The following is a 25,843-nucleotide window of genomic DNA, read 5'->3' on the forward strand; positions in this document are numbered from 1 at the left end:
GTGCATTTCCTATTTTTATCTCCACCTCATCGGTTTCTTTCAGGCGAGTATAAAATTATAATCTGATTATAATGTTTCTATAGAATGAAAGTCAAGAAGTTTTAATTTCTGATTGTTGTTCAGCCATAGAAAGATCTTTAACATACAATCTTATATATCATATTTTATGTATCATAATGCATAATAAAAAATACTATTACTTTCTTTATCATATAACGCAGAGGTTTTATTATACAACAGATACAATACATATATATTGATGATAGGAACAAACAAAACAACAATCCAAAATATACTACTATTACTATCTTTCAAACGTCTACAGATCATTACAATAATAGTATATATAAGATAAAAGTATAGAACATATCGCAAAGCATAGTTTTCGATATTATAATTTAATATCATATTGTATATTATAAACGCTAAATATACATTGAACAGATTCCATTGACGAACTGTGCTTCGTCCATTAAGCCAAAGACTATCAATTAATATGCTTTTATAAAGATTTGTTAAAAGAGACCTTTTATCTTGGCGACTATAAAAAGAGCTTATAGCTTTAATTTGAGAGGTAGTTAAATCATTACGCTCACCCCAGAGTACATCTATAACCTTATTATCAAAAATTATTCCCTTAAGTTCAACAGTATTATCTCTTAACCAAAACTTCCTAGGTACTACAGAAAACAACAACATTGAACACAAAAGACATGGATAGAATAAATCTGGTACATCAACACCCCATAATATAATATTGTTGGACTCAAAAATAGCTTTTCCATAAGAAAGGTCAAAATGCTTTCCACCCAATAATATCAATAGTAAAAGCACAGTAATTATGATATTTAACCAATTAAATCGTTCTTTTTTATAATATTTCAAGCTAGCATAATTTGTAAAAGCTACAAAAAGAACATAAATAACTGTGCCCACATAATATATAATGTCATAAATTCCTTGAGTATATACTATCTCCGGAAGAGTGGATAAAATAAAGATATTTATTCCTATACCAATAAACACCAATAAGTTTATAGAAAGGTATGTCTGTATATTGATTGTAAATAATTTGATCGTCTCTAACCGTTGAATTATTGCTAATAATTCAAACTTAAAATTTATTAATTCAGAATATAAAAGCTGTCTCATCATTCTTCATCCACTCTATTATTTCTATAAATATCATCAAAAACCTTAGTTGGAAGAACATGCCAATGTTCATCGCTATCAAGAATTTCATATTTATGAGTGACACTATCAACTTTTTTTATTAAACTTTTTGTTTTTCTATTTTCATCGTAGTAAAAATTACCTTCCTTTGGATGAGCATTATGATATGCCATGGCAACTAACTCTTCCGCTTTAGCATTATTAGTCTTTTCTCTAACTGCAGATATAGCCTCTTTTGTTGCAACAGATTCGATTTCTGTTCTATAAGCAATAGGTACATCAACTTCTATAAGAGTATCTCCACCAGGAAATCTTTTCAAAATCGGTTTATCTATCTTAAAACCAGATTGCCAATAATCATTTCTTTTCCGTCCCATAACAGGTACAAGTGGTGCCTTTAGAATTGATTTAGCCGTTACTTTCTCTCCAGTTATCATTTCTTTAGGTTGGAAAAGGTTGACAATATCTCGTGCAGTGACGCTCCCTTTTAATCTTAATTCTCCCCCAATAAAAATTCGATTATCTTGATTCATCCCCTCAATTAAAGACAAATCAACTTCTCCTTTACCATGTTTTACTCCAAGACCAAAATATCCTTCTTGATTAGCGCCCAACTTTGTCATTTTTTCAAGTTCTCTATAATAATCACTAGTACCAATAATTCTATAAGCTTGTTCTTTAGTTAACGCTAACTTATAATTAGGAGATTTAGTCGATTGCAAAATAAAGTTATTATTTTGGAAGTTAACCTTATAATCATTAGCAAACTTTTGTGAAATACGACCTTCATCTTTTAAACGCATCAAAATATAACTAGGATAAGTATGTCTTAAGTCAATTCTATCTATATTAGCATCAACAGCCGCTCCCTGTAATTTACGTGCAAATGAAGGCCTAACCTTTTCATAGAAATTACCTTCAAAAATATTTCCATTATAATCACCTAGATTATATCTAATAACAGCACCAGATTGAACATTAGCTGCTAAGGATTGCTTAATCAAATATTCATCCGTTTTTTTTATTGGTATATCCGTTCCACTACCAGCTACAATTCCTTTATTGACAGTAAATAAATTATTTGTATTTATCACATTAGTAAAATAATCATTTTCAAATCGATCAAAATGTTTAATATCATAACTTTCACCTTGTTTATTGATTGCAACGTATCTATATTCATGAGTTATAGGATCAATTCCATATAGTGCCAACCATTCATTTTCTCGAAGACTCTCTAGCTTTATGTCACGGTCATAAACTTTTACACTTTTACCTGCCTTTAATTCCTCTATTTGTTCTTTTATATTCTTTATGGTTTGATACTCATTCCACTTCGTCCCATACTGTGCTTCGGCCGCTCCGGTAATAACAGGTTTTCCTAATCCAGCATTAACGACAGCTCCTACCCCGGCACTGAGCCATTGCGCCACAGCAGGATTTGTCTTAGCCACCTTTTGAATTTCACCAATTAGTGCCTCATTGGTAACTCCGGCATAAAACCCGCTACCCGGCTTATTACCGGCAACTCGAGCGGATATTTCCGCCACTACACCATGAGCAATCGCTTTCGCCACTTTCTCTTCTTTAGTTTTCGGTTCCCAATAATGCAATTGTTCAAATGCATCTTTAGCAAAGAGTCGAGCTAATTCCTGTCGTTCCTCTACTTTCTTCTTATCAAAGATCTTGTCCAGTTTATTAAGACTATTAGCAGTATCTCTAGAGATCGAACGTATATCTACAGATTCATCATGTACAGTTATTGTACCATCAGCAATAGCAGATTTGGTAGTGCTATGTGCGGACTCCTTAGATTCCGGTAATAATTTTGGTAAAAGTCCTAACGAATTATATACCGCATCTTGTCCCGCTTGGCTCAGCGACTTAAAGTTTCCTATATGGTTATAACTCACACCTGTATTCTTCGAGGAGTACTCAGCCGTATTTTCTATATCTTTCATCACTAAGCGACCGGTAGATACTGTATTCTTTTCTGCAGCAGCTTTACTGTCAATAACAGCCCCTTCTAATGTGGTAGTGCCTTTTGTAGTAATTGTATAACCATTCTTACCTGCAAAGATACCGGCTTGCTCCGTTACACCGGCATAGTTACTACGCGTATCTCCTTTAGAGTGCTCGCCGGAGATACTACCTAATTGAGTCCCATTTGTAGAAACACTAAATCCTGTATTTTTCTGTTTTCCGACATAGGTCTCTTTATCTTGTAAACTTTGAACATATAAATTACCGCCTACGCTGGCAACAACTCTATCACCTTTGACTGTAGAGCCGATTACATTCGTATCGTTACCGGAATTCATCTTAACCGTATTAGCTGTTATTCGAGAAGGTGCGTATGATACTTTCTCGGTATTTTCTCGTTGCATACCTTTATTATAGTTAGCATCAAATCCTAACACACCGCCACCATTCACACTTATATTAGCTCCGACGGACCAGCTTTTCGTATCATTATTTTCTGTTTTACGACTTGTATTAGTTGCCGCTTGTAGATTAATCGTATTATCAGCTATTACATCAACCGTCTTACCTTGTATCGTTTCACCTATAGCGGTTATCGTTCCGGTATCCGGTGCATTAGATTTAGCCAGCAAGGAAGTAGTATTATTGGATATAATCTTACCACCTGCATAGTCTCGATCGTGTAATTCAGTAACACTCTTGCTGTAACTGGAGCCAATGCCGACATGAATATTAGCCAACCCATCCTTCTTAGCACGCTTTTGTGCTTTATATTGAGACTGATCCCCCTGTATATCAGCCATTTCATTAAAACCTGTCTGATACTCCTGGGCACCTTCTACAGCGAACCGGTCACGCATTCCTGTTACGGTCTTTAGTTGTTTTTCAGTTAACTGTCCGGATGATGCCAACCGATCGAGTCTCGCACTGAAATCCATTTTTTGCAGTCCGGAATCCATTAAACTATCTGCATGATTAACAACATTAGCCGGCGTATACGCCCTATATTCGTTAATATTAGTAAGACCTTTACGTAGTTCTTTACCGGCCTCTACATATTCTAAGGCTGCCAATCGTTTATCATGTCGATCTTTTCCTTTTTGTTGCAACGCATAGGCACCATTAAGTGCCGATGCAATAGAGCCCCCTAGGCTTACAGTTAAACCGGAAGTTTTAACTTCATGTGTCTGTTTTATATCAGCCGTATTATGTTTGCCGTCAAGGACCATATCCGGCGCCTGTACCGTTGCATCTGTACCTGCTAATATAGAAGCGCTTGTTAAATGAGCGGCCTCATTCGCATGAATGGCAACTTTTCCTTTAGCTGCCCCAATTAACGTTTCCACCTGATTCGTATACTTTCCATCCAGTGTATCCGTTACTTTTTTACTGCCTATGGTAAAGCCTATCCCAGCGCTCATGATACCTGTTTTCTTGCTGTGTTCATAGATATCATCGCGCTGTCTTTCTTCACCGGAATCCGTGTGCACATCATGTCCTGCAGTAATGTTCACATCCTTCGTACCCAATACATTGGCCCCTGTTAAGTACACATCATGGTTGGCTTTCATATCGACAGCATTGCCACCGATAGTCGAAGATAGCACACCCGTATGTTCATGGTCAGTACGTAGCGTACGCACTGTTTTAGATAATAAGCTTTTTTCCTTATATTTAATACCATATTCATCACGGCTATAGCTTTCACCGGCTGTCACATTCACATCATGTCCGGCCGCCATTGTCGTTGTGCCTTGCTCACTATTCACGACACCATTGCGAACAGATACATCATGTCCGGCACGAATCGCCACATCACCGTCACCTAGAATGGTTGTCCCCAATTCAGTACGACGTTCCGTACGGTTATAATTATCGCTGTTGACGGTCATATCTTTTTTCGCAGCCAGCTGTTCCGTACCGAGATTCACATCATGTCCGGCCGTAATATCCATCGTTGTAAGAGAGCCACCATGAACCAAGGCGCCTTTGAGATGTATATCACGATTCGCGGCGATAGATAATTGTCCTCCCGGTTCAGATACGCCGACCGTACCTTGACGACGAACTACATCCTGATTCGACAAAGCCTTGACACGAGCGCCCACATTCACATCTCTGCCTGCACGAACTGCTACATTGGTATCCCCATGAATAGCTCCGGTAGTATTTACATCCTGCTTCGCTGCAACCACCACAGTACGTCCGTCAATCGTACCGGTATTATGGATATTCTGTCCATTCAATACAATGGTATCGGCGGTCATCACACCTTGATTGTGTATATCCGCATCTGTATCGCTTACAATCGCGTGACCGCTGATGAGACCGCCCATAGCATCCAGACTCTTGGCGGATTGTTTTGCTAAATATACCTTTGGATAGAGAACTTGCTGTTCTTTACCATTGACAACCATCGTTTTCGTTTCAAGCCATACTATGTCCGTCGTTATGGCCTGCATTTGTGCATCAGACAAGGTAATCCCCGGCGTTAAATTAAACTGTTTACCATAGGCAATGCCCGCCTCAAGAAGCGCTTTATACTCCGCTTCATTATCTGTATAACCGGTCAAATATTGACGGCCGGTAGCAGCTAGAATCTGCTGATTCACCAATTGTTGTTCATAGAAACCGTCACCTAAACGCTTAAGACGACGGTCAGGGTCCTGATTAAGGGCATCAATCATATATTGAGAGGATAAAAATTGTTTGCGGTCTGTGAAAGCCGGATCTGTCTCTACCAGGGCATTGGCGGTAATCTCCGGATGAATTCTATAGAGTGATTCCGTAGGTAATGATAAACCATCGATTATACCGCTACGCTTACCATTTCCTTTTCCTAAACCATACGGATCTAAACTATCATTCACCTTAGCAATAGTTGAAGTCGACAATGCATCCTCCGCATGGTCTTTGATAACACCAATAGGTTTAACATTTTGTTCGGTAATAGACGGAGTCATAAACACTTCGGCATTCCAAGCGCGACGACGTTTATGTCCTATACCATGCGACTTTCTGACCCGCCTAGTATAACTTTCCTGCGTTGTACCTGTAGAAATCGTTTTTTCACTGACTTCATCAGATTGATTATCTATCTTACCGCTAGTACGTACAGTCCCACCTGCTACGATACGGCTATTTGTATTATAGATAGCTCCGGATACAGTCATATCACCTCCACTGCTGATGACTCCGGGATCATCATGGGTAATGTCTGTATGCGTATGTTCAGCTTGACTACGAATAATGGTGAACTTATGAACACGATTTTCCCCTTTATTCATTTCTTTGTTATACGCTTCATCCTTTTCACTATGTACCGGTATAACACGAGGCGTACCGTATCCACTACTATCATCGGCATATGGGAACTCCGATTTGTCAAATACTTGCCCTTCCAGTTTATGATTTGGATCATTCACTTTAAGCTTATCCGGATTCTTAGTCACACCGTCAGAAACTCGTTTAGCCCCAAATGCCGCATTCTCATTCTTTACCTCAGGCACATCAATTGTCATAGCCCCTGCAGACTTAATGGTAGCACCGGTATTCGTCAGGTCCTCTTTAGCTGTTACACGCATGGAGCCACCGCTATATATAAGACCTCGGCCTTCATTTGTTACATGCTTCGCTTCAACATCGACCGTGTTACGTCCTGCTATAGTAGCTGACTTATGTGTTGCAAACTCTGTTTCGATAGTGTTCAGCTTTGTTTGTGCCTCATCATATGCTTTTGTGAGATTTTGAATGCGTTGTTTGTGAGCCTCTAACTCTTCTTGCGTTTTGTACCCGGTTATATCCGCATTCCATTCATCATCAAGCGCTTTCTTTGCCGCTTGTAATGCGTCTCCGGCTGCATGATAGCGTACTTCTAATTCGCGATTTGTATGGTTATTCACCTGATTCGCTTTAATAGATACACCATCCCCATACACACGTCCACCATCATGATTATCTACCGTACTCGCTTGCACACGTGTAGTATCTCCGGAGTTAATAAGACCTGCATTATCTACCGTCGTTTGACTCTCTACGGTAGCGCTTGCATCACCTTGTACAATTCCGGATGCCCCTACTGTAACAGCTTGTCCTGATATAGCCGTATTACCGTTACTCGTCACGCCACCACTAACAACAATACGACCATCACTGGTAATATTCGTAGCTTTTGCAGCACTGACGACACCTTTCACATTCACACCCAGTCCGGTATTACTACCCTTCATGGTAATCGCATTGGCATACATGCCACCGATAGCCGCCACATCCAAGCCAACTTGATTGGATGTGCCTATACGTTTTGTATCTAACGTATTCGCATCCACAACATTCTTACCGGTACGGATATCCGCCTCATTGGCCCATACACCGGCATTAATGTGTGCCGCTTCCGTTAGAATTTGTAATGCATTAGCCCCTTTGGCGTTTAACCCTTTTCCATTAACCGATACGGTACCTTGTTCTACACGATAGGTTTGAATAGTACCATCCGCAGTAAGCTCCGGTTTCCCCGTCGTCAATACAGCACGATCGGTATTAATAAAACCGCCGCCATCAACACTGATGCCATTCGGATTCGCCACCACAACAGATGCCTTTTGTCCTGCCACCTCGATGAAACCTTTCATAGCAGTTGGATTCGAAGAGGTTACCTCATTAAGAATCACACGTGCCGCACCACGAGCCATATTAGCATTACCCGGTATATAACCGGCGAGCGTAGTATTGGACATACCATATGAATTATTTAAAATAGTCCCTGACTCAGGCACATTAAACTTCGTATAATCGTTGCGAGATACACCACCGGCCGTAGGACCTGTTACATTAACTAACGTCACCCCATTGCCGGCCTGAGTGACTTGAGCCTGCCGATCTTGAGGGGCCTGACGGTCCACTTCAATCGGGTTTCCCGCATACGCAAAAGGCATCACAACAGGATCCACAACCAACAATCCCATCGTGAGCCAAATAGCAATTTTATATTGTAATGATTTCTGTTTCATACAGCTCTCTTCTCCACACATAATAACACACTATACGTTGTATATATCATGGCGGCATACACTATAGCATACCGCCAGTTCAATACACATAACGACTACTGAACAGTACAATTGCATCATGCTTGCATTCACGCATATACAACTGTATTGTCAATGCTTAGAATCGAATACCGGCTTGGAACCCGGTCGTTACATGATCAGTTACATATCCGCTCGGTTTATATAAAGGAGCACCGACAAAAGCATCATAAAACAAACCAGACTTAAATTGACCGCGTATACCTAATGCCGTACCGGCTATAATTCGTCCTGTTAATATATCCGTACTAGGTCCATATACTGCACCGACATCTAAATTAACATATACACTGGAATGAAGCCGAGGAATATAGCTAGCCACTTCATTCCGTACATACCAGCCGCTTTCACCTAAAAGCGTCCGTTCCCCATCAAAACCTTGTACCGTATAACGATTTCCAATACTCATCATATCTCGAGAAAATAGCCGCTTACCGCCTAAGGTCCATTGACCGTGAAATGATGTAGTGATGCTGGCCGGCCGATGTCCCCACCGACGTGGTATTTGATAATCTACATCGGCAAGAAGTTGGGTAAATCGAGTGCTAGGTGCACCACCGCCAAAATCAGGCTGGGAACCGAACCAACCTACCCCCTGCTTTACGCCTACACGAGAATATAACGTATTTTGCTTTATATAGCGCCGTTCCGACACCCCCACTTCCAAAGCGGCCGTATCAGCCCGCTGTACAGCAATATCCACATCATTAATATAATTATGTGAGTTACGTTTGCTGATACTCACGTCCCAACTGCGTTTGGTAGTTCGATCACGATGGAACACATGTTGCCAGGTGCCTCTAACGGATTTCACTCGACTGGAACTGATCACAGGTCCCACTATAGACTGAATCGATTGATGATATGATAAATGACTATATCCAATGCTAAAGGTATCCTTACCGAGCGGAATAGAATAACTAATACTATGGTTTTTAGTTCCCTTTACATACCCTTCATTAGCACCATCATGATTGGCACTGATACGCAATACATCGTTCGCATTGAAAAGACGATCAATACCAATAGACGCATTCCATTGCAGTTTACCCGTATCCTTCATTCCCGAGTCATCCACGGAAATAACACCATGAATCGGTGGGCGTTTTGTTGTTTGTAAAACAATACGGGAGGATAGCGGTCTGGTTCCCGGCTCCAGCTCAATCGACACATCTTGGGAGCCGATTCGTTTCATCTGTTCCAGACCTTGTTCAATATCCCGAATATTCAATATATCTCCTGGACGTAATGGAAACGCATTTTCCCATGGTAAATGGGAACTCTTTTCTTTATATACGACAGATTCAATACGACCTACCTGCAAATTAAACTGTAACTGCCCTGATGCTAACGACTGTGCAGGAATACCAATTCGTGACGTGATATACCCATGAGAAACTAATGCCATATTTAACCGTTCTGCTAATGTATTAATATCCTCAACAGTCATTTCCCGATTGACAAATGGATGTGCCGTTTTACTTAAAAATGAAAACTCCTTAGGTACATCCATGACTAACGATGTACGCTGCGCGTCATAAAATAAAGGGCCTTTAATCATGCGCGTACTTGCCGGCACACTATTATCCAGGAAAGTTGTGGTCTCCATTGTGGAGGACGTAATAAAATCACGGGATATAACGGTTTCCTCATGTATCGGCTCCTCCACAATGCGAATATGAGACACAAAAAAAGATGGTCCTACCTGTACTGGCTGCTCTGCCGGTATAGTATGACCATCTAATGATGTACTTGAAGATGCTATAGTATGCATAGCATCTTCTTGTACATGTATACGTTCTTCTCCTAGCCGCGCCTCTCTCGCTATCTGTTCTTCTTTTGCCCGTTCCAACGGTTCCATTTGATCCATAGTTTGTGCTTGTATGGATAATGGAAAACTCATTATAGCTGTAATTCCCATCAATAGTTGTCTATATTTCATAAACACGCTCTTTCTATAACTACTGTATACACATTCTGTACTTATTATATGGTGATTATTTCATGAAATCAAATGAGATATACATGAAGTTACATTCATATAAATCTCATCGATTGATATTGTTTTCTCTTAAAAGATAGTAGTATACTGACAATAAATATATCATGAAGATATCTCAATACATCCACACATATTTACCATTCAATACTAAAGGAGGATTCGCATGGAAACGTGGAAACGTACGGTATATATAAGTTTAATATGTGTATTCTGTACATCCTTTGGAGTAAGCCAATTAGCACCTATTCTCCCTCTATATTTTCATGATTTAGGAGTTCAAACGCCATCGGCTATGTCTCTCTGGTCAGGTTTAGCAACTGGTGCAACCTATTTAATCGTATGTTTAGTGGCACCCTTTTGGGGGCGTGTAGCCGATAAGAAAGGTCGTAAAATCACATTAATACGATCTAGCTTTGGTATGGCTTTATGTAATTTATTGCTCGCCTTTCAAACAACACCTGAAGGGGTTGTAATCATTCGTCTCATACAAGGTTTAGTGAGTGGTTTTTATTCTGCAACCATTACATTAATAGCGTCAGAGTCCCCCATCGAACGAACTGGATGGGCACTTGGCCTATTAGCTTCGGCCAATCTAGCGGGTTCTCTAATCGGCCCTTTATTAGGTGGATATATTGCAGATACTATAGGTATTCGCAATGACTTCATCTTGGTTGGTATACTCATGGGTTTAGCTGGATTATTAGCCACTATATTTATCCATGAAAATTATGTACCAAAGCCTAATGTTGAAAAACTGTCTTTTAGCAAGCTAAAAGAACAAATTCCTGAATTTAATAGTATTGTAGCATTGTGTATAGCATCATTTATTTATGCTATATGCATCATGTCCTTACAACCTGTTATCTCCGTATATATCAAAGGTATTGTTCCGAGCAACACTGAAAATCTAGCATTTATTGCAGGCACTGTCTTCTCAGCTATGGGTATTGCTCAATTGATAAGTAGTTCACCGCTCGGTAAATTAGTTGATAAAATTGGGCCTCGCAAGGTATTAGTCGTATCTCTTATTTATGTAGGCTTATTCAACATCCCTCAAGCCTATGTTACTGATGTTTACCAATTAGCACTTATTCGATTTTTACAGGGCTTCGGCCTAGGTGGTATGTTACCGGCATTAAACACCTATCTCTCTTCAAAAACGCCTCGTGAGTTTACGGGACAAGTATTCTCCTACAACCAATCAAGTTTATTTCTTGGTTATTTCTTAGGTGCTGTCGGTGGTGCAAGCCTAATGGCTTGGCTAGGTTTTACTACCTTGTTCTGGGTAAGCGGTGGTCTCTTTATAATCTCTGCCCTTTGGATTGGTTTAAAGCTTAAATAAAACGTATATAAAACAAAAGAAAACCCTTCTTATGTATCTGAGTAGTAACAGTTATATATTCAAACATATAACAAAATCTAATCAGTACTAGAAGGGTTTTCTTTTACAATATAGTTTTATTGAACTAGAGTAACAATAGCATAATGACTACAGTCGCAATAATACAAGGCACAGCATTGCGCTTTGCCATTTCCATAGGGTTAATACCTGCAAGTCCCGCAATGATGATACCTGCTCCTGCTACAGGACTCATACTTCGACCGATACCAGCACCGATTTGAGCCATGGATCCAAGTTGCATAATACCATAACCAAAGTCTGCTGCATGCGGTGTGACAGCACCGTTAAAGGCAAGAGCTGCCGCATTACCAGAACCAGAAATAACCGCCAATAAGAACGGACCAAAGGCTGCCCCGATTTGGGCGATTTGTTGAGAGTTCTTCATTCCATCAATAAGGGCACTTGTAAGTCCAATGAGTTGCATCCCTGCTGTAAAGCATGCTGCTGCAGCCATAAGGCCCACTACATCACACATACCATCTCCAGTACCGCGGAAGAACTTCTTAACAGCTTCTGCCACATTAGGACGCACGGCAATGATACCAATAGCAGTACCGATGAGCATAGATACAGGAACGGAGATTTCTGGAATCACCGCTACCTGTTTACTACCTAATACAAGTAATACAAGAGGAATAATTGGAATGATTGCATAGAAATAATTTACTTTGAACTCTTTGCCTTCCTCTACAGTATCGTTTTTCATTACATACCCTGTATGCTCCTTCTTAACGATAGCTACAATATTAAGCAAAATAGCGGCTACTACGATACCGATAATTGCTTGCATGGAGAAGCTGGCAATAACTGTCATTACGTCTACCCCCGCCAGTTGTGCCACTTGAGGGTTAAACATAAGGCCTGGACTCAAGGAGCTGCCCCATGTACCTAAGAAGATAGCAGAACCAGCCATCGCTGGATGTACTCCAGAACGAATGAGGGCAGGAATTAAGAGTGCACCTACAGCCGCAGCACAACCTGCCGCTGTAGGCAATGCAATATTAATTAAAAATGTAATAATAACCGCACCTGGGATGATGATTTTAGTCATCTTTTTGAGGCCTGCAGAAATGAAATACACCATATGCTCCGTACATTTTGTATATTCCATAACATAGCTAAAACCTAACACCGTACAGATTGTAGGCACAAGGCCTGGATTTGTAAGTTCTTTCACAAAGGCCGTCGTACCAGCGCCAAGCTGCCCACCAATAAAGCACATTAATAAGCCTGATAATAATAAAACGAGCCGCGTTTCAAACTGTTTAATAATAGCGATAAACGTCGCTACTACGATAACAATACCTGTAATAACCATAACTCTCCTATCCGTGTACATAGGATGCAAGATAGCTATATCCCCTCTATAAACACTTTACATCCAATACACAACTAACAATACTAAATACAATAGTCCTATCTATGTCTTACACCTAAGAGGCCTAACTGTAATAAAAATAATCACTCAAATATATACAGTATAATCATATATCTATATAACTACTTATCTATATAGAAAAAAGTATATTAAACAAGCTTCGTTTCTTCCAAACTAAGTTTCCTAAGCACCTTGTCAAGCACCTCTGCACCCGTTACGATATCATCCATTTCAGCAAATTCTGCAGGATTATGACTGATGCCATCGCGACATGGAATAAAGATCATTCCCGTAGGAACTGCCTCCGCCCAATGCATCGCATCATGACCGGCACCGCTCGGCATTGTCATGTACTCTATACCGACAGACTTAACAGCCTCTTCGATTTCTCGAATCATCGCCGGGTGCATCTCCACTGGATGGTCCTGTGCAATTGTTTCAATTGTATACGATAATCCACGTTTCTCGGCAGTAATGTCGATAAATTCCTTAACGAGAGTAACTACAGAATTGCGAGCTACCTTAGAAATGCTACGAATATCTACCCCTAGCTTTACAGCACCAGGAATGACATTCATCGCGCCAGGCATAACCTCTACAACACCAACAGTACCCACCACGGGTGGCTCCTCTTGCATGGATGCAATCTCCTCGATACCGAGGATGATTTTTGAAGCCCCACATAGAGCATCATGACGCAAGTTCATCGGCGTAGCGCCACTATGATCGGCATTGCCCCGAATGGTCACATAGAATCGCTCTGGCGCTGCAATACCAGTTACAATGCCAATCGTTTTCTGTTCGTGCTCCAGCACCTTGCCCTGCTCGATATGAATTTCTGTGAAAGACTTTACAGGTCGTTTATATTCCATTTCTTCAATCCCATCGGGATTTAAGTTGCGACCTTTCAATGCTTCGTACAAGGAAATTCCTTGTTTATCTACCAATCGGTGTAAGTCTTGTAATCTTAATTCACCACGCATGGCCTTACTACCTAGTGTAGCATTCCCAAAACGACCGGACTCTTCGCACATGAAGGATACCACAGCGATGGTATGGTCATGTTCATAACTATCGTCAGTCATGCTACGAATTACTTCAATGGCAGATAACACGCCCACCACACCATCGTAATTACCTCCATTGGGTACGCTATCTGTATGAGACCCTACCATGACAACTGGTAAATCTGGTTTCTTACCAATCTTATAGCCAATGACATTACCAAAATCATCTATTTCAACGGATAAACCCGCATCAGTCATGCAATCTATAATATATTGACGCCCCTCCCAGTCTGCATCGGTGAAAGCAAGGCGATTAATGCCCTCACCATGAGCCGTCAATTGGGCCATAGCCTCAAAATCCTTAACTAATCGCTCTCGTTGAATCATGTAACACCTCACAATCTATTACATCAATTACTGACAAACCATATGATGCTAGTACATAAAGCTTATTTTAAATAGTGAGCAGCAATGGTACCTAATGCAACGATACCATTTAGCATATCTTCTTCATCGATATCAAAGAGCGGATTGTGATGCGGTGCTTTAATGGCAGATCCCACAACCATATAGGTCGCTCTACCACCGTGATCGATGACACGGTTCAAGAAGTACGCACAGTCTTCACTGCCGCCACCGCTGTAATCGAAGGGAACCTCTTTAAAGATCCCAAGTGGTTCCACGATAGCTTGTACTTCACGAGCTAAATCATCGCTGATGCGACCTGCCGGAGTTTCTCCTTGTTTTGTGATCTCAAAGGTACAATCATGCATTTCTGCAGCACCTTTAATAATAGTCTTCGACCGTTCAATCATGTAATCATTGATTTCTGTCGTAGCACCACGAGTTTCTAGTTTAAGCACCGCCACATCAGGCGTCACATTGCGACCTGTACCGCTTTCAAAAACACCTACATTCATGCGAGAAGCGCCTTGACTATGACGAGCGATGGCTTGTAAGTTAAGAACCGCTGTACAGCCGGCGAGCATTGCATTTTGCGCCTTTTCAGGGGAGCCACCAGCATGAGCAGAATAACCGTGGAATACCGCGTCAAGTTTTGTAGTGGCTAAGAAGCCATGATCACTACATGCAAAGCAATTGGATAATTTTTCATTAAACCCAATATGCATACCGAACATCAAATCTACATCATCTACTACGCCTGCTTCCGCCATCGCTTTAGCACCGCGCACGCCTTCCTCTGCTGGTTGGAAGATAAGTTTAATAGTGCCTTTGAATTCATCCTTGTGAGTAGCCAAGTATTCGGCAAGACCTAACCCCATTGTCATATGTGCATCATGACCACAAGCGTGCATTGCCTTATCGTGACAAGAACGAAATCCTTTCTTTGTAGGCACATGGCTATCCTCTTTAGCTTCGATGACATCGTTAGAGTCCATATCTACACGAAATGCTACTACAGGGCCTTCACCACCGAAGTTCATAGTTGCAACAATGGCCGTTTTACCATAGCTCATCTTTTCTACAAGCTCAGGATTTGCACCTTCTTTGATGGCTCGATCCATAGCAGCTTTCATGACCTCATCACTAGGCAAACCCATGCGAGAGTCTAAATCGAGTACATTTGCGCCTAACGCCACATCATAGCCCAAAGAAATAAGCCTATCCGCTACCTTCGCAGCAGAGCGATACTCAAGCCAAGCAGGCTCAGGGTACATATGAAAGTCGCTACGCATAGCGATTAACGCATCGCGCCGTTGTTGCACGAAATCTTTTACAGACATAAATACCTCCGTAACAAACTAATAATCACGTATACATTTACTATATGAATAGATAGGTAAATAGTCAACTAAATGGCGCATGTATACAGTATCTAAAATATACTGTATGTTATAACAAAAAACACATATACCACGAAACGATTTCTGTGATATATGTGTGCTTATCAATTTATTCTAATATTGTTTTATTCAATTTTGTCAGTACTTCTCGTTTAATAGTTCGTTGTCTATCCCAAGCAATGATAACAACGGTAGCAATAATCATAGCCATACCAATTAGCCCTAATAGACTAAATTCATTTCCTAAAAAAGCCCATCCAAAGAAAGCCGCCGAAATAGGTTCAATAGATGACAAAATAGATCCTTGTACGGCCCCAATTCGTTTAACCCCTTCTAAATAGGCATTGAAAGATACTATCGTCCCGAGGAATATGACATTGAAACAACCAATAACAGTCCATGCGTCCCACACTGCATATGAATTCGGTTGATGGAATAATATAGCGGCTACAATACCACTAATGAACATCCCGAATCCAACAATGGGCAACGTGCCATATTTGTAGAGTAAATCAACAGGAGAAATACTATATACGGCTACACCCACAGCAGATAAAAGCCCCCATACGAGAACCGCTATCGGGAAGCTTTCAATAGAAAGGCCATCATCATTGCCCATTAAACAAATGGTCCCCACTAAGGCAAGTATAACAGAAACCATTTCCCCCTTGGATGGTCGTTTACCATAGCGTACTAGCAGGTAAATAATAATCATAGACGGCGCCAGATATTGTAATACCGTTGCAATGCCAGCTCCAGCTAAAGCAATGGATCTGAAGTATGTATATTGGCATAATGCCATTCCAAATACGCCAAAAACAATGAGTCCTAGCGTATCCTTTACACTATGAAATACATTAAAGATAGAGTTTCCAAATCTAAACCATGCATAAATAACAGTTAGTAAACCTGCTGTAATTAATCGCATAGTTACTAGCCATTCCAAATTCATATCTCTAAAATTGCTTAAAAACTGTACGGATGCACCTGATACACCCCATAAAACAGCCCCTAATAGAGTTATAATAACACCAATAACTTCATATTGTTTCATGCTAGTCACCGAGCAAAGATATGTGAACTTTCACAACCACCTTACGAATTTTAATAGGTTTATCGTTTACAGCAAGCAAGGGCCGATGAACATCAGAGGGAAAGAATACGGTGTAATACCCTTCTGGACAATGGATTTGCCCTTCATCAACAGCTTCGTTAGGATAAAAATAGCAATCTCGATCCGGATAGGACTCCACAGGTTTAATAAGATTTTTATCTACGAAAAAGCCCATGTTTTCCTCGCCGCGCACCATAAATTGGATATCTACATAATTACGATGCGATTCCGGTTTTGTAGCTTCAAATAGCTTTGTTTCTACATCGTCTACGTTGGCATACATCATGTCGCCCTCAATGGCATGACGCCCTCCAGGCAACACTTTCAAATCTGTATTTTTCAAGAAATCCAAAGCACGCACAATGGCTTTAGGATAGCCCATTTTTGTATAATCTGCGGTAATACTAGAGAAAAACATACACAATCCTTTCACAATATCTATGGATATGGCACCACAATAAACCAATTATATTACCTTTTATGTTAGCACATATATACATAAAGAACTAGCTATTCTCTTATGTAAAAGCCCTCCATACGCTACATATATGGAGGGCCTCAGTAAAATACTATTCAAATTTATGACTTTCGTCAATTATTACACTATGAAATTGTTACAGTATTAAATTGTTACATTATGCAATTGTCTATTCAGTTGTAATGATTCAAACTGTATTAGGTACAGCATGTGGGCCATTACCTTAGTCTTGGGTTTTATGAGCAGCGATAATTTCTTCCGCTTGCTTATGGGGAACCTCCTCATAGTTATAGAACTGACGGTTAAATACACCTTGACCTTGGGTAATGGAGCGCAATGCAGTCACATAATCGGACATTTCAGCCAATGGCACTTGTGCTTTAACAACAGAAATACCTGTTCTTTCACTTTGTTCCATGCCTAATACACGACCTCGACGGCTATTCAAATCACCCATGATGTCGCCCATGAAAGCATCTGGTGCAAACACGTTGACTTCATAGATTGGTTCTAATAGGACTGGTTTCGCCTTAGGAATCACATCCTTGATAGCCTGTGACGTAGCTACTTTAAATGCTAACTCTGAGGAGTCTACACTGTGGTAAGATCCATCCAGGAGTGTCACTTGCACGCCAATCATAGGATATCCTGCAATTAGGCCTTTATCTAGGGTTTCTTTGGCACCCTTTTCCACTGCTGGTATATATTGTTTAGGTACAGCACCACCAAAAATTTTGTCTACGAATGCAAATTCGCTACCATCATATAATGGATCCACTTGAATCTTAACGTGACCATATTGACCATGACCGCCACTTTGTTTCTTATACTTAGACTCGGTTTCAGCAGAGCCTTTAATGGTTTCGCGGTATGGAATATATGGAGCCACAAGTTTAGCTTGTACGCCGTATTTACGGTCCATTTTATTGAGAATATGCTCAAGATGTACTTCGCCCATACAATCAATTTGTAATTGGCGAGCTTCAGCATTTTTCACTACTACGCAAGTAGGATCTTCTTCCGCCACTTTAAGAACAGCACTAGCTAATTTTTCCTCCTCACCTTTTTTCACTGGCTCCATAGCCACTGTATATAAAGGTTGAGGGAAACGAATAGCATCGTATGTTACTTTAAAGTCAGGAGCCGTTAATGTATCGCCGGTCTTAGCATTGGCCAATTTCGGTATCACTACGATATCGCCAGCTTTAGCAGCAGATACAGGGATTTGTTGCTTCCCGATAAGGGTAACCATCTTGCCCCATTTTTCTTCTACACCTTGGTTTACATCAAAGAGGCGATCCCCTTCTTTCAGTTCACCAGAGAAGATACGTACAAAGCTTTGTTTGCCTGCGAATGGGTCTAACAATGTTTTAAATACGAATGCAGTTAATGGTTTATCTACATGTACAACACATTGTTCGCCGGTTTCCGCCTCAGTTGCGGTCATCACTTTTTTAGTTGCATCCGGCATGTAACGGATCATACGATCCAATACTTGATCTAAGCCAATACGAGATGTGGCACTGCCACACATGATTGGGCACACACGGCCACTAATCATCCCTTCACGCAAGCCTTGGCGGATTTCCTCTAAGGATAATTCTTCGCCTTCTAAATATTTTTCCAACAACTCATCGCTACCTTCAGCCGCGGCTTCTACGGTCATTTCCCGAATTTCTTGAGCCTTTTCGATAAGGTGAGCTGGTACAGCGACCTCTGTTGGTTGGCCGTCCTTATAAGTAAACGCAGTCATTTTCGCTACGTCTACAACGCCTTCAAAATCGGCACCTTCACCGATAGGAATCTGCAATGGCATAATGCCTTTGCCAAATAATTCCCGCATTCTTTCAATAGTGCCAAAGAAATCAGCACCATCAACATCCATTTTATTGATAAATGCCATACGAGGCATTTGTAATTCCACTGCATAATCCCATGCGCGAACTGTGTCAGTTTCTACACCAGATGTGGAGGATAGCACCATCAACATGCCATCACAAGCACGCAAAGCGGCACGAACTTCGCCATGGAATTCGTTATAGCCTGGAGTGTCTATGAAGTTAACCTTATGGTCATGCCACTCACATGGCGCCATGCCCAATTGAATAGTTACATTACGTTTAATTTCTTCCGGTTCAAAGTCCATAATATGTTTATTATCTTGACCTTTACCTACGAAATCAACCGCACCAGAAGTTAACAACAAGGATTCAACAAGAGCTGTTTTGCCCGCACCATCGTGGGAAACAACAGCAACGTTTCTAATTTTATCACTACTGTACTCTTTCATTGGAATCGCCTCCTTACTGGCAAATTACGGCTTTGCTAATACATTTCGACACTACAATAAAAAAATCCTCTTTTTCTAAGAATTTTTTTCTTAGAAAAGAGGATTATGTAATAATATGAAATTAGCTACTTACCAAATAAGCAAATCTATCAATAAGTAATATAAAAATAACACAAATAATAAAGAAAATAATTGATGTAATAATCCCTATAAGAAATACTTCCCATCTTCCCTAAAGAAAATTTTAGTATTCCTATGTAGATCCTAAACTTAATTAAATTATTAATAAGACTTTATCGGTATATCCTATATATAGATGGGACTAGTGCCCTCACAAAGTTATAAAAAGACGGTCTGTACTTGTGCCGCGACATCAGGAACGAGGAGCAAACAAGTATAGGCCGTCTTTTTTAATTAAGTTGTCGTTATGTAACGGGGCCCCATCTATATATAGGCAATACTAAGGGCAAAGATATAGTCAACTAAATAATTTAATTAGAACATAGAATACTAAAATTCCCCCGTCCGTTTGCCGTAGTGTTTAGAATCACCATTTTGTTTCCACCCTACGGTGTCACCGATGGACATTACGCGGCGCGTCAAGCAGTCTTTACATTGTTCTGCATTGTCGTCCACGCAAGGTTTATTATCGTATAGCAAATATTTCGCACGGTGTTCAGGAATGGTAATAATAGGCATTAGGATATTTGCACCTGCGGCTAAACCTTTTTCACGGCCTAGTTTATCTAGTGCTTGTAAGGCAGTAGTTGCCGCAATGTTTACGTCTTTCAAAAATAGACGTGTTAAGGCAATCATCTTAAGCCCTAGTTGAACGCGACGCAATTTACCTGCTTCGTCATCGATACCCATCGCCAAAGCTTCTTGGCCTAGAGGCGTATCATGATGCACCACATAAGGGCCCATACCGATCATGTCGATATCCATATCGCGATAGAACAAGATATCATTTACGAGATCATCTTCGGTTTGCCCAGGTAGGCCAATCATAACACCTGTGCCAACTTGGAAGCCCACGCGGCGCAAACGACGTAAGCATTCTACGCGCGTCTCAAAGGAATGTAATTCATCACGAGGATGAATCTTATGGTATAAATCTGTATTGGTTGTTTCAATGCGTAATAAATAACGACTCGCACCGGCTTCACGCATACGGCGGTACGCCTCTTCGCTTTGTTCCCCTACGCACATCGTAATGCCAAGGGAACCATCTCCGATGGCTTTAATATCGCGAATTAAATCTACAACATAGTCCACAAAGGCATCATCACAGCGTTCACCAGATTGGAGTGTAATGGAACCATATTCATGATCGTACGCCCACTGTGCCATCTTGATGATATCTTCACGATTCATATCAAAGCGTTCCGTCTTGTCATTTTCACGGCGGATACCGCAATAATTACAATTCTTAATGCATCGGTTTGAGAACTCAATGAGGCCGCGATAATACGCTACAGGCTTTACATATTTTGCCTTTACTTCGTAGGCCTTTTTATATATCAACTGCAACTGTTCTTCATCAGTTACAGACATAAGAAATCGCAATTCCTCCTCTGTCAGCCATTCATCGCCGACGAGGTCTTTTGCAAGAATATCTTGCACTTGCAAACAATCACTTCCTTTCGTAACGAACCGTCATCGATTCGCTTGGTATGGTAATGGATTCAATGTCAGAGACACAAGTAAATCCATTAACTTCGCGCGGCAAGTCCCGCACATGTTTCACTTGTTGAGTTAAACATTCGTGAGCCATCACACCGCGACTCATTTTGGAGGACGTACTCATCTGCTTAAACGTATCGCCCCGTAATTCCCAAAATTCAATGGTTACCACCTTTGGATGGTTCACCATTTTTGCATATTCTTTAGATGCTAGGTTTAGGATCCAATCTTCCTTGTGAAAGTATGCGTCCACCGCTTCACGCCATGTATCGTATAGATTAATGCCCACCTTATCGACCATATCGAGTCGATAGTCGCGCACCCCCATATTAGGTTCAACGACGCCATACAATGCAGACAACACAACGAGATGGCTTTCACCAAAGGCCTTGGCTTCGTCAGATAAGTTCGACCAGTCCAAATATTTGAAAGCAATGCCATCATAACTTTCACAGGCACGACCTACGGGATGAGCCTCAAAGGACTGATAAAAATCAAAGAGAGCCTGTGCCTTATCATCCTTTAATTTCAAAGCCTTTCCAAGAGTTACAACATCGAGAGATTGTACATGAGTTATAATCTTTTTCGTGATATTCGGCTGAAATTGGCCGTCTCGGACTGCATGATGTACTGCCTCAGCGTTGCTAGCAACATCGGCAATTGTTTTTGTCTTACTAGGAGAGAGGACGATTTTCATGAGATAATTCCGCCTTAATAGATTCCTCTGTCAAATTGTCGATCAATTCAGGGTTCCACAACATGAGAGGCACAGCCACTACGTGGCTTGCTTTCAATTCTTTACATAATTTAATGCATTCTTTAAGATAATTAGAATCTTCATCTACAAGATCGCATACGATAACCACGTGACGACCTTTAAGATTTACACCTTCATAATCAATGCTTTCAGCAGATACTGTAAGCATGCCTGTTTCCAAGCGACCTTCGCTCATATCGTTCAAACGAGACATCAATACATGCTCAAGCATAGTAGATACAGGTGTCACTACGCGGCCAATGCCGATAAGAGCCTCAGGTTGTGCATGAACGATAACTGTTTTCTTCCGTTTATCCGTTCTGAACTCAATAAGAGCTTTTTCTAAAGCACCAAAAAATACGAATAACTGCCAAGGATCAAAAGAGCCTGTTTGGAACATATCGATAACAGAACCATCCTCATCCATATTGAGGCGCGTTAATAACTCTTCAGCAATGTCGTTAACCACAACACTAAAATCAGATTGTATTGTCTCTTGTACGTTGATTTCCTTTGCCATTAGGACCTCCTAGTTTTCCATATATCACACTGCTAAGGAATACTCCCAACAGATATTATATTATCCTTAAAAATATTATTCTTATATAATACTATTCTTAATTGTACCATATTTTATACCCCTCTTGGGTATTCAAAGATACGCGTTTTACATAATAGATACGTTAGCAACATGACAAAAGGACCGCCGTAGCGGTCCTTTGTATTCTAATGTTGTACTCTAATCTTGTATTCTAATGTTGATTTTATAATAAACCTTTTGGTAACTAAAAAAGAATATGCTCTTAGCCTACAATCAATAAGTAGATATTCATGATCGTAACGATGATACCTATGCCCCATAAGAGAATATTTGTAAATTTACGGTTCGCGTATTCTCCCATGACCTTGCGGCTACTTGTCATGTAAAGTTGCAAGAAGATGGTGATTGGTAATTGCAAGCTCAAGAACATTTGAGAGAACAATAATGCTTGGAAGGAATCTGTAATAAACACGATCATTAATAATGCTGGAACATATGTTAGTGCCAAGCCTAATCGCGTATGGAAGTCTTTCATATCATAAGACTCGCCAAACATTCCTGCAAAGATACTTGCCCCCGCCATACCTGCCGTAGCAGATGAGGCAAAACCTGCAAATAACAATGCTATCGCAAAAATAATACCCGCTGCCGGTCCAATGAGTGGTCGCAACAACTCCTCAGCCTGTTCAAGCTCTGTTACTTCAATACCATGAGCAAAGAAAACAGCCGCCGCCAATATAATCATGGCGGAGTTAATCATCCACCCAATCCCCATAGATAACAAAGTATCGAGGAATTCATAGCGTAACTGCCGTTTCATAATCGCTGGATCTTGTGTATTGAACTGGCGACTTTGGATGATTTCAGAGTGCAAAAACAAGTTGTGAGGCATAATTACGGCCCCTAATATACTCAAAATAACGAGCATCGATGTATTAGGAATATTAGGATCCACCCAACCGATACCAGCCGCTACCCAATCCACATTGACCATATTTACCTCAACAAGGTACGCCAATGCGATAAGGGATACAAAGCCAGCAATGATTCGCTCTAATTTACGATAGGAGTTCGTAATGAGCATGACCGTACAGATAAGAGCCGTCAAAATGCTGCCTATCAAGATAGGAATACCAAAGAGCATCTTCAAGGCGATAGCGGCGCCAATAAACTCAGCCAAGGCCGTCGCTGCCGCCGCAATTCCTGCCGTGCTAAGCACAAAGCGAGATGCATAACGTGGTAAAAACTCATAAGCACATTCCGACAAGCATTGACCGCGTACAATGCCTAAATGCGCCACATTATGCTGTAATAAAATGAGCATAATCGTAGATAGTGTGACTACCCACAATAATTCGTAACCGTAACTAGCACCAGCTGCCAAATTAGCAGCCCAGTTGCCCGGATCGATAAATCCAACGGTTACGATTATACCAGGTCCTATATATTTAAAGACCTCACTTACCTGCTGCTTACCGTTTTGATGGACAGTAAACAATTGTTTCTTTAAAAAATCAATCATTATAACCCCTTACTAAGAGTTATAGAGTGAACGTCATCTCCGTCTGCATACGAGCATCTGTTTTGGACTTTTTATCCTTGGAGTCCGCATAACGAATACGCACTTCATTATTTACCTTAACGCGAGAATCATCAATTTTGAATTTCTTCATTTTTTCTTTGATTTGTTCATCTGTTAAAGCCCGTTCTTCCGGTTTTGCTACTTCATCGCCAGCTTTATCAAGGGCTTCTTGTTGATCCTTGGATATTTGATAGGTCTTACCAGATTTTTTAGCCCTTTCAGCACGCTTTTCATCTAGTTTTTGACGGCGCTCGTTAGTAGCTTTTTTATCGCGAGCAATACGGTAATCCATTACATCACGCATATTTTCTTGGTAAATACGCAGTGCATACTCTCGATCATTGTCGTTCATTTGCTCACGTTTTGTGACTACCTCATCGATAAGCGGCATAAGCTCATCCTTTGTATAGCTAGCACCATCAAAAGTAAATCCGTGAGTATCTGTAATAGCACCATGTTTAATGAGCCTTTGTAACGCTGTATATGTCCAATCATTAGGCGTAATAACATCTGAGTTTATATGCTGTTGTCCTTTACTAGAACTATTAACAGTCTCTACATCAGCACTTACGCCATCCACCATAGGCCGTGCACTTGGGATGGCAATACTTTCAGCATGACTAAAGCCAACAGACGCAACGAGGCACAATGCACTAATGCCTAACGCTCGACGGATACGATTCATTTGACGTGTATGTTTTGTATTCATAAGAGTCTCCTTAAAATTACATTTTATACAATCTATTATATGAAACCCCTAGACATACGTCAACTCTATACCCTTACACACCTGTGTCATTCAATACTAATAAGGCCTCGGACTCACTCGAATCCTCACAAATAAGGCCTATATAAATAATATAATAAATCACTATATTATACAAAAAGACCCCACATCAAGTGATGTGAGGTCTTTACATGGCGGAGGATTAGGGATTCGAACCCTAGCGACGGTAACCCGCCCTAACGATTTAGCAAACCGTCCTCTTCAGCCTCTTGAGTAATCCTCCATGCTTTACTGGGTAATCATATCATACCCAATAAGGCATTGTCAATCGTCTTATTTCAGCATAGATTCGATGAACCAGATTTGTTTTACATAGTATGCAACGTGATCTTCCATCATGCTTACGAGCAAGAAATCACCTTCTTCATCAGCTGCTGCACGAATTGCTACAGCTTGATCATTCATGTATTTAAAATCCTTAAGAAGGATATCAATTACCTTTGCTTGAGGGATGTCTTCTTGTCCCAATTCTTCGATTTTAGTCAATTTTGCGTATTCTCCGGAATTTACCAATGGAAATTGACCTTGCATTTTCACATGTTCTGCTACGGCATCAAAGTATTCAAAGGCTTCATCATAAATGGATTCCAAGTATTCATGAATAGATTTGAATTGCGGACCAGTTACATTGAAGTGTAGGTTATGTAATTTTACATTCCATACGGAAAGATCTGCTAAATATTGATTTACTTGTTGTACGTTTTTCATAATAAAACTCCTTTTTCCACTTAATTCTCAATTATAGTTTATTCTAAAAGCAGAACAAACACAGTT

The 25,843-nt window shown here is 40.5% G+C and carries 16 protein-coding genes and 1 tRNA gene; 1 reads left to right on the forward strand and 16 read right to left on the reverse strand.

Annotated features, from left to right (window positions below; all coding sequences use genetic code 11):
• Positions 1–171: 171 nt before the first annotated feature.
• The 3 genes from E7A03_RS04750 to E7A03_RS04760 all read right to left on the reverse strand — a co-directional run bounded on the left by E7A03_RS04750 (position 172) and on the right by E7A03_RS04760 (position 10,185).
• Positions 172–1,152, reverse strand: coding sequence for a DUF805 domain-containing protein (locus tag E7A03_RS04750; protein ID WP_316073754.1), 981 nt, complete (start codon positions 1,150–1,152; stop codon positions 172–174).
• Positions 1,152–8,165: a two-partner secretion domain-containing protein gene (locus tag E7A03_RS04755; RefSeq protein ID WP_316073755.1), complete on the reverse strand. Its 7,014-nt coding sequence runs from the start codon at positions 8,163–8,165 to the stop codon at positions 1,152–1,154. The genes E7A03_RS04750 and E7A03_RS04755 overlap by 1 nt, the downstream gene beginning before the upstream one ends.
• Before the next feature lie 157 nt (positions 8,166–8,322).
• The gene (locus E7A03_RS04760) at positions 8,323–10,185 is read right to left on the reverse strand and encodes a ShlB/FhaC/HecB family hemolysin secretion/activation protein (RefSeq protein WP_316073756.1); all 1,863 of its coding nucleotides are present in this window, start codon (positions 10,183–10,185) and stop codon (positions 8,323–8,325) included.
• Positions 10,186–10,408: 223 nt separating this feature from the next.
• Between E7A03_RS04760 and E7A03_RS04765 the strand changes: the two genes are divergently transcribed.
• Positions 10,409–11,587 (forward strand): MFS transporter, encoded by a 1,179-nt coding sequence (locus tag E7A03_RS04765; RefSeq protein ID WP_316073757.1) that lies wholly within the window; start codon positions 10,409–10,411, stop codon positions 11,585–11,587.
• A 124-nt stretch (positions 11,588–11,711) separates the two neighbouring features.
• On the opposite strand, the gene dcuC is transcribed toward E7A03_RS04765, so the two are convergent.
• From dcuC to E7A03_RS04830, 13 genes are all read right to left on the reverse strand, one after another.
• Positions 11,712–12,965, reverse strand: a complete 1,254-nt coding sequence (dcuC, locus tag E7A03_RS04770) for a C4-dicarboxylate transporter DcuC (RefSeq protein ID WP_004697950.1) — start codon at positions 12,963–12,965, stop codon at positions 11,712–11,714.
• Between the two features lie 209 nt (positions 12,966–13,174).
• Positions 13,175–14,419, reverse strand: a complete 1,245-nt coding sequence (locus E7A03_RS04775; protein ID WP_316073758.1) for a M20 family metallo-hydrolase — start codon at positions 14,417–14,419, stop codon at positions 13,175–13,177.
• A 62-nt stretch (positions 14,420–14,481) separates the two neighbouring features.
• Positions 14,482–15,777 (reverse strand): amidohydrolase, encoded by a 1,296-nt coding sequence (locus E7A03_RS04780; protein ID WP_316073759.1) that lies wholly within the window; start codon positions 15,775–15,777, stop codon positions 14,482–14,484.
• Between the two features lie 169 nt (positions 15,778–15,946).
• A complete protein-coding gene (locus E7A03_RS04785) occupies positions 15,947–16,891 on the reverse strand; it encodes a DMT family transporter (RefSeq protein ID WP_316073760.1) in 945 nt (314 codons plus the stop codon).
• Position 16,892: 1 nt separating this feature from the next.
• A complete protein-coding gene (locus tag E7A03_RS04790; RefSeq protein WP_316073762.1) occupies positions 16,893–17,369 on the reverse strand; it encodes a NanQ anomerase/TabA/YiaL family protein in 477 nt (158 codons plus the stop codon).
• Positions 17,370–17,652: 283 nt separating this feature from the next.
• A complete protein-coding gene (fusA, locus tag E7A03_RS04795; protein WP_316073764.1) occupies positions 17,653–19,719 on the reverse strand; it encodes an elongation factor G in 2,067 nt (688 codons plus the stop codon).
• Positions 19,720–20,229: 510 nt separating this feature from the next.
• Positions 20,230–21,348, reverse strand: coding sequence for a [FeFe] hydrogenase H-cluster radical SAM maturase HydE (gene hydE / locus E7A03_RS04800; protein ID WP_004694149.1), 1,119 nt, complete (start codon positions 21,346–21,348; stop codon positions 20,230–20,232).
• Between the two features lie 4 nt (positions 21,349–21,352).
• Positions 21,353–22,099, reverse strand: a complete 747-nt coding sequence (locus E7A03_RS04805; RefSeq protein ID WP_004694151.1) for a YaaA family protein — start codon at positions 22,097–22,099, stop codon at positions 21,353–21,355.
• Positions 22,077–22,679 carry a hypothetical protein gene (locus E7A03_RS04810; protein ID WP_004694153.1) on the reverse strand — a complete coding sequence of 201 codons (603 nt, stop codon included), beginning with the start codon at positions 22,677–22,679 and terminating at the stop codon, positions 22,077–22,079. The genes E7A03_RS04805 and E7A03_RS04810 overlap by 23 nt, the downstream gene beginning before the upstream one ends.
• A gap of 283 nt (positions 22,680–22,962) precedes the next feature.
• Complete coding sequence (locus E7A03_RS04815; RefSeq protein WP_004694156.1) at positions 22,963–24,222, reverse strand: Nramp family divalent metal transporter; 1,260 nt, start codon at positions 24,220–24,222, stop codon at positions 22,963–22,965.
• A gap of 19 nt (positions 24,223–24,241) precedes the next feature.
• On the reverse strand, positions 24,242–24,991 hold the full coding sequence (locus tag E7A03_RS04820; RefSeq protein ID WP_316073765.1) for a hypothetical protein: 750 nt from the start codon (positions 24,989–24,991) through the stop codon (positions 24,242–24,244).
• 210 nt (positions 24,992–25,201) lie between these two features.
• Positions 25,202–25,292: transfer RNA gene (locus tag E7A03_RS04825), tRNA-Ser, on the reverse strand.
• Positions 25,293–25,342: 50 nt separating this feature from the next.
• Positions 25,343–25,777, reverse strand: coding sequence for a Dps family protein (locus tag E7A03_RS04830; protein WP_128113961.1), 435 nt, complete (start codon positions 25,775–25,777; stop codon positions 25,343–25,345).
• Positions 25,778–25,843: the final 66 nt, after the last annotated feature.

This window comes from Veillonella parvula, from assembly GCF_032472435.1.
In the GTDB taxonomy this organism is placed as follows: Bacteria; Bacillota; Negativicutes; order Veillonellales; family Veillonellaceae; genus Veillonella; species Veillonella parvula_N.

Bases quoted from the DNA above. Each gene is read 5' to 3' on its own strand.
- E7A03_RS04765 (WP_316073757.1), top strand. From the start codon at position 10,409: ATGGAAACGTGGAAACGTACGGTATATATAAGTTTAATATGTGTATTC.
- E7A03_RS04805 (WP_004694151.1), bottom strand. From the start codon at position 22,099: ATGAAAATCGTCCTCTCTCCTAGTAAGACAAAAACAATTGCCGATGTT.
- E7A03_RS04810 (WP_004694153.1), bottom strand. From the start codon at position 22,679: ATGGCAAAGGAAATCAACGTACAAGAGACAATACAATCTGATTTTAGT.
- dcuC (WP_004697950.1), bottom strand. From the start codon at position 12,965: ATGGTTATTACAGGTATTGTTATCGTAGTAGCGACGTTTATCGCTATT.
- E7A03_RS04775 (WP_316073758.1), bottom strand. From the start codon at position 14,419: ATGATTCAACGAGAGCGATTAGTTAAGGATTTTGAGGCTATGGCCCAA.
- E7A03_RS04815 (WP_004694156.1), bottom strand. From the start codon at position 24,222: ATGATTGATTTTTTAAAGAAACAATTGTTTACTGTCCATCAAAACGGT.
- E7A03_RS04830 (WP_128113961.1), bottom strand. From the start codon at position 25,777: ATGAAAAACGTACAACAAGTAAATCAATATTTAGCAGATCTTTCCGTA.
- E7A03_RS04780 (WP_316073759.1), bottom strand. From the start codon at position 15,777: ATGTCTGTAAAAGATTTCGTGCAACAACGGCGCGATGCGTTAATCGCT.
- E7A03_RS04750 (WP_316073754.1), bottom strand. From the start codon at position 1,152: ATGAGACAGCTTTTATATTCTGAATTAATAAATTTTAAGTTTGAATTA.
- E7A03_RS04760 (WP_316073756.1), bottom strand. From the start codon at position 10,185: ATGAAATATAGACAACTATTGATGGGAATTACAGCTATAATGAGTTTT.
- fusA (WP_316073764.1), bottom strand. From the start codon at position 19,719: ATGAAAGAGTACAGTAGTGATAAAATTAGAAACGTTGCTGTTGTTTCC.
- E7A03_RS04755 (WP_316073755.1), bottom strand. From the start codon at position 8,165: ATGAAACAGAAATCATTACAATATAAAATTGCTATTTGGCTCACGATG.
- E7A03_RS04785 (WP_316073760.1), bottom strand. From the start codon at position 16,891: ATGAAACAATATGAAGTTATTGGTGTTATTATAACTCTATTAGGGGCT.
- E7A03_RS04820 (WP_316073765.1), bottom strand. From the start codon at position 24,991: ATGAATACAAAACATACACGTCAAATGAATCGTATCCGTCGAGCGTTA.
- E7A03_RS04790 (WP_316073762.1), bottom strand. From the start codon at position 17,369: ATGTTTTTCTCTAGTATTACCGCAGATTATACAAAAATGGGCTATCCT.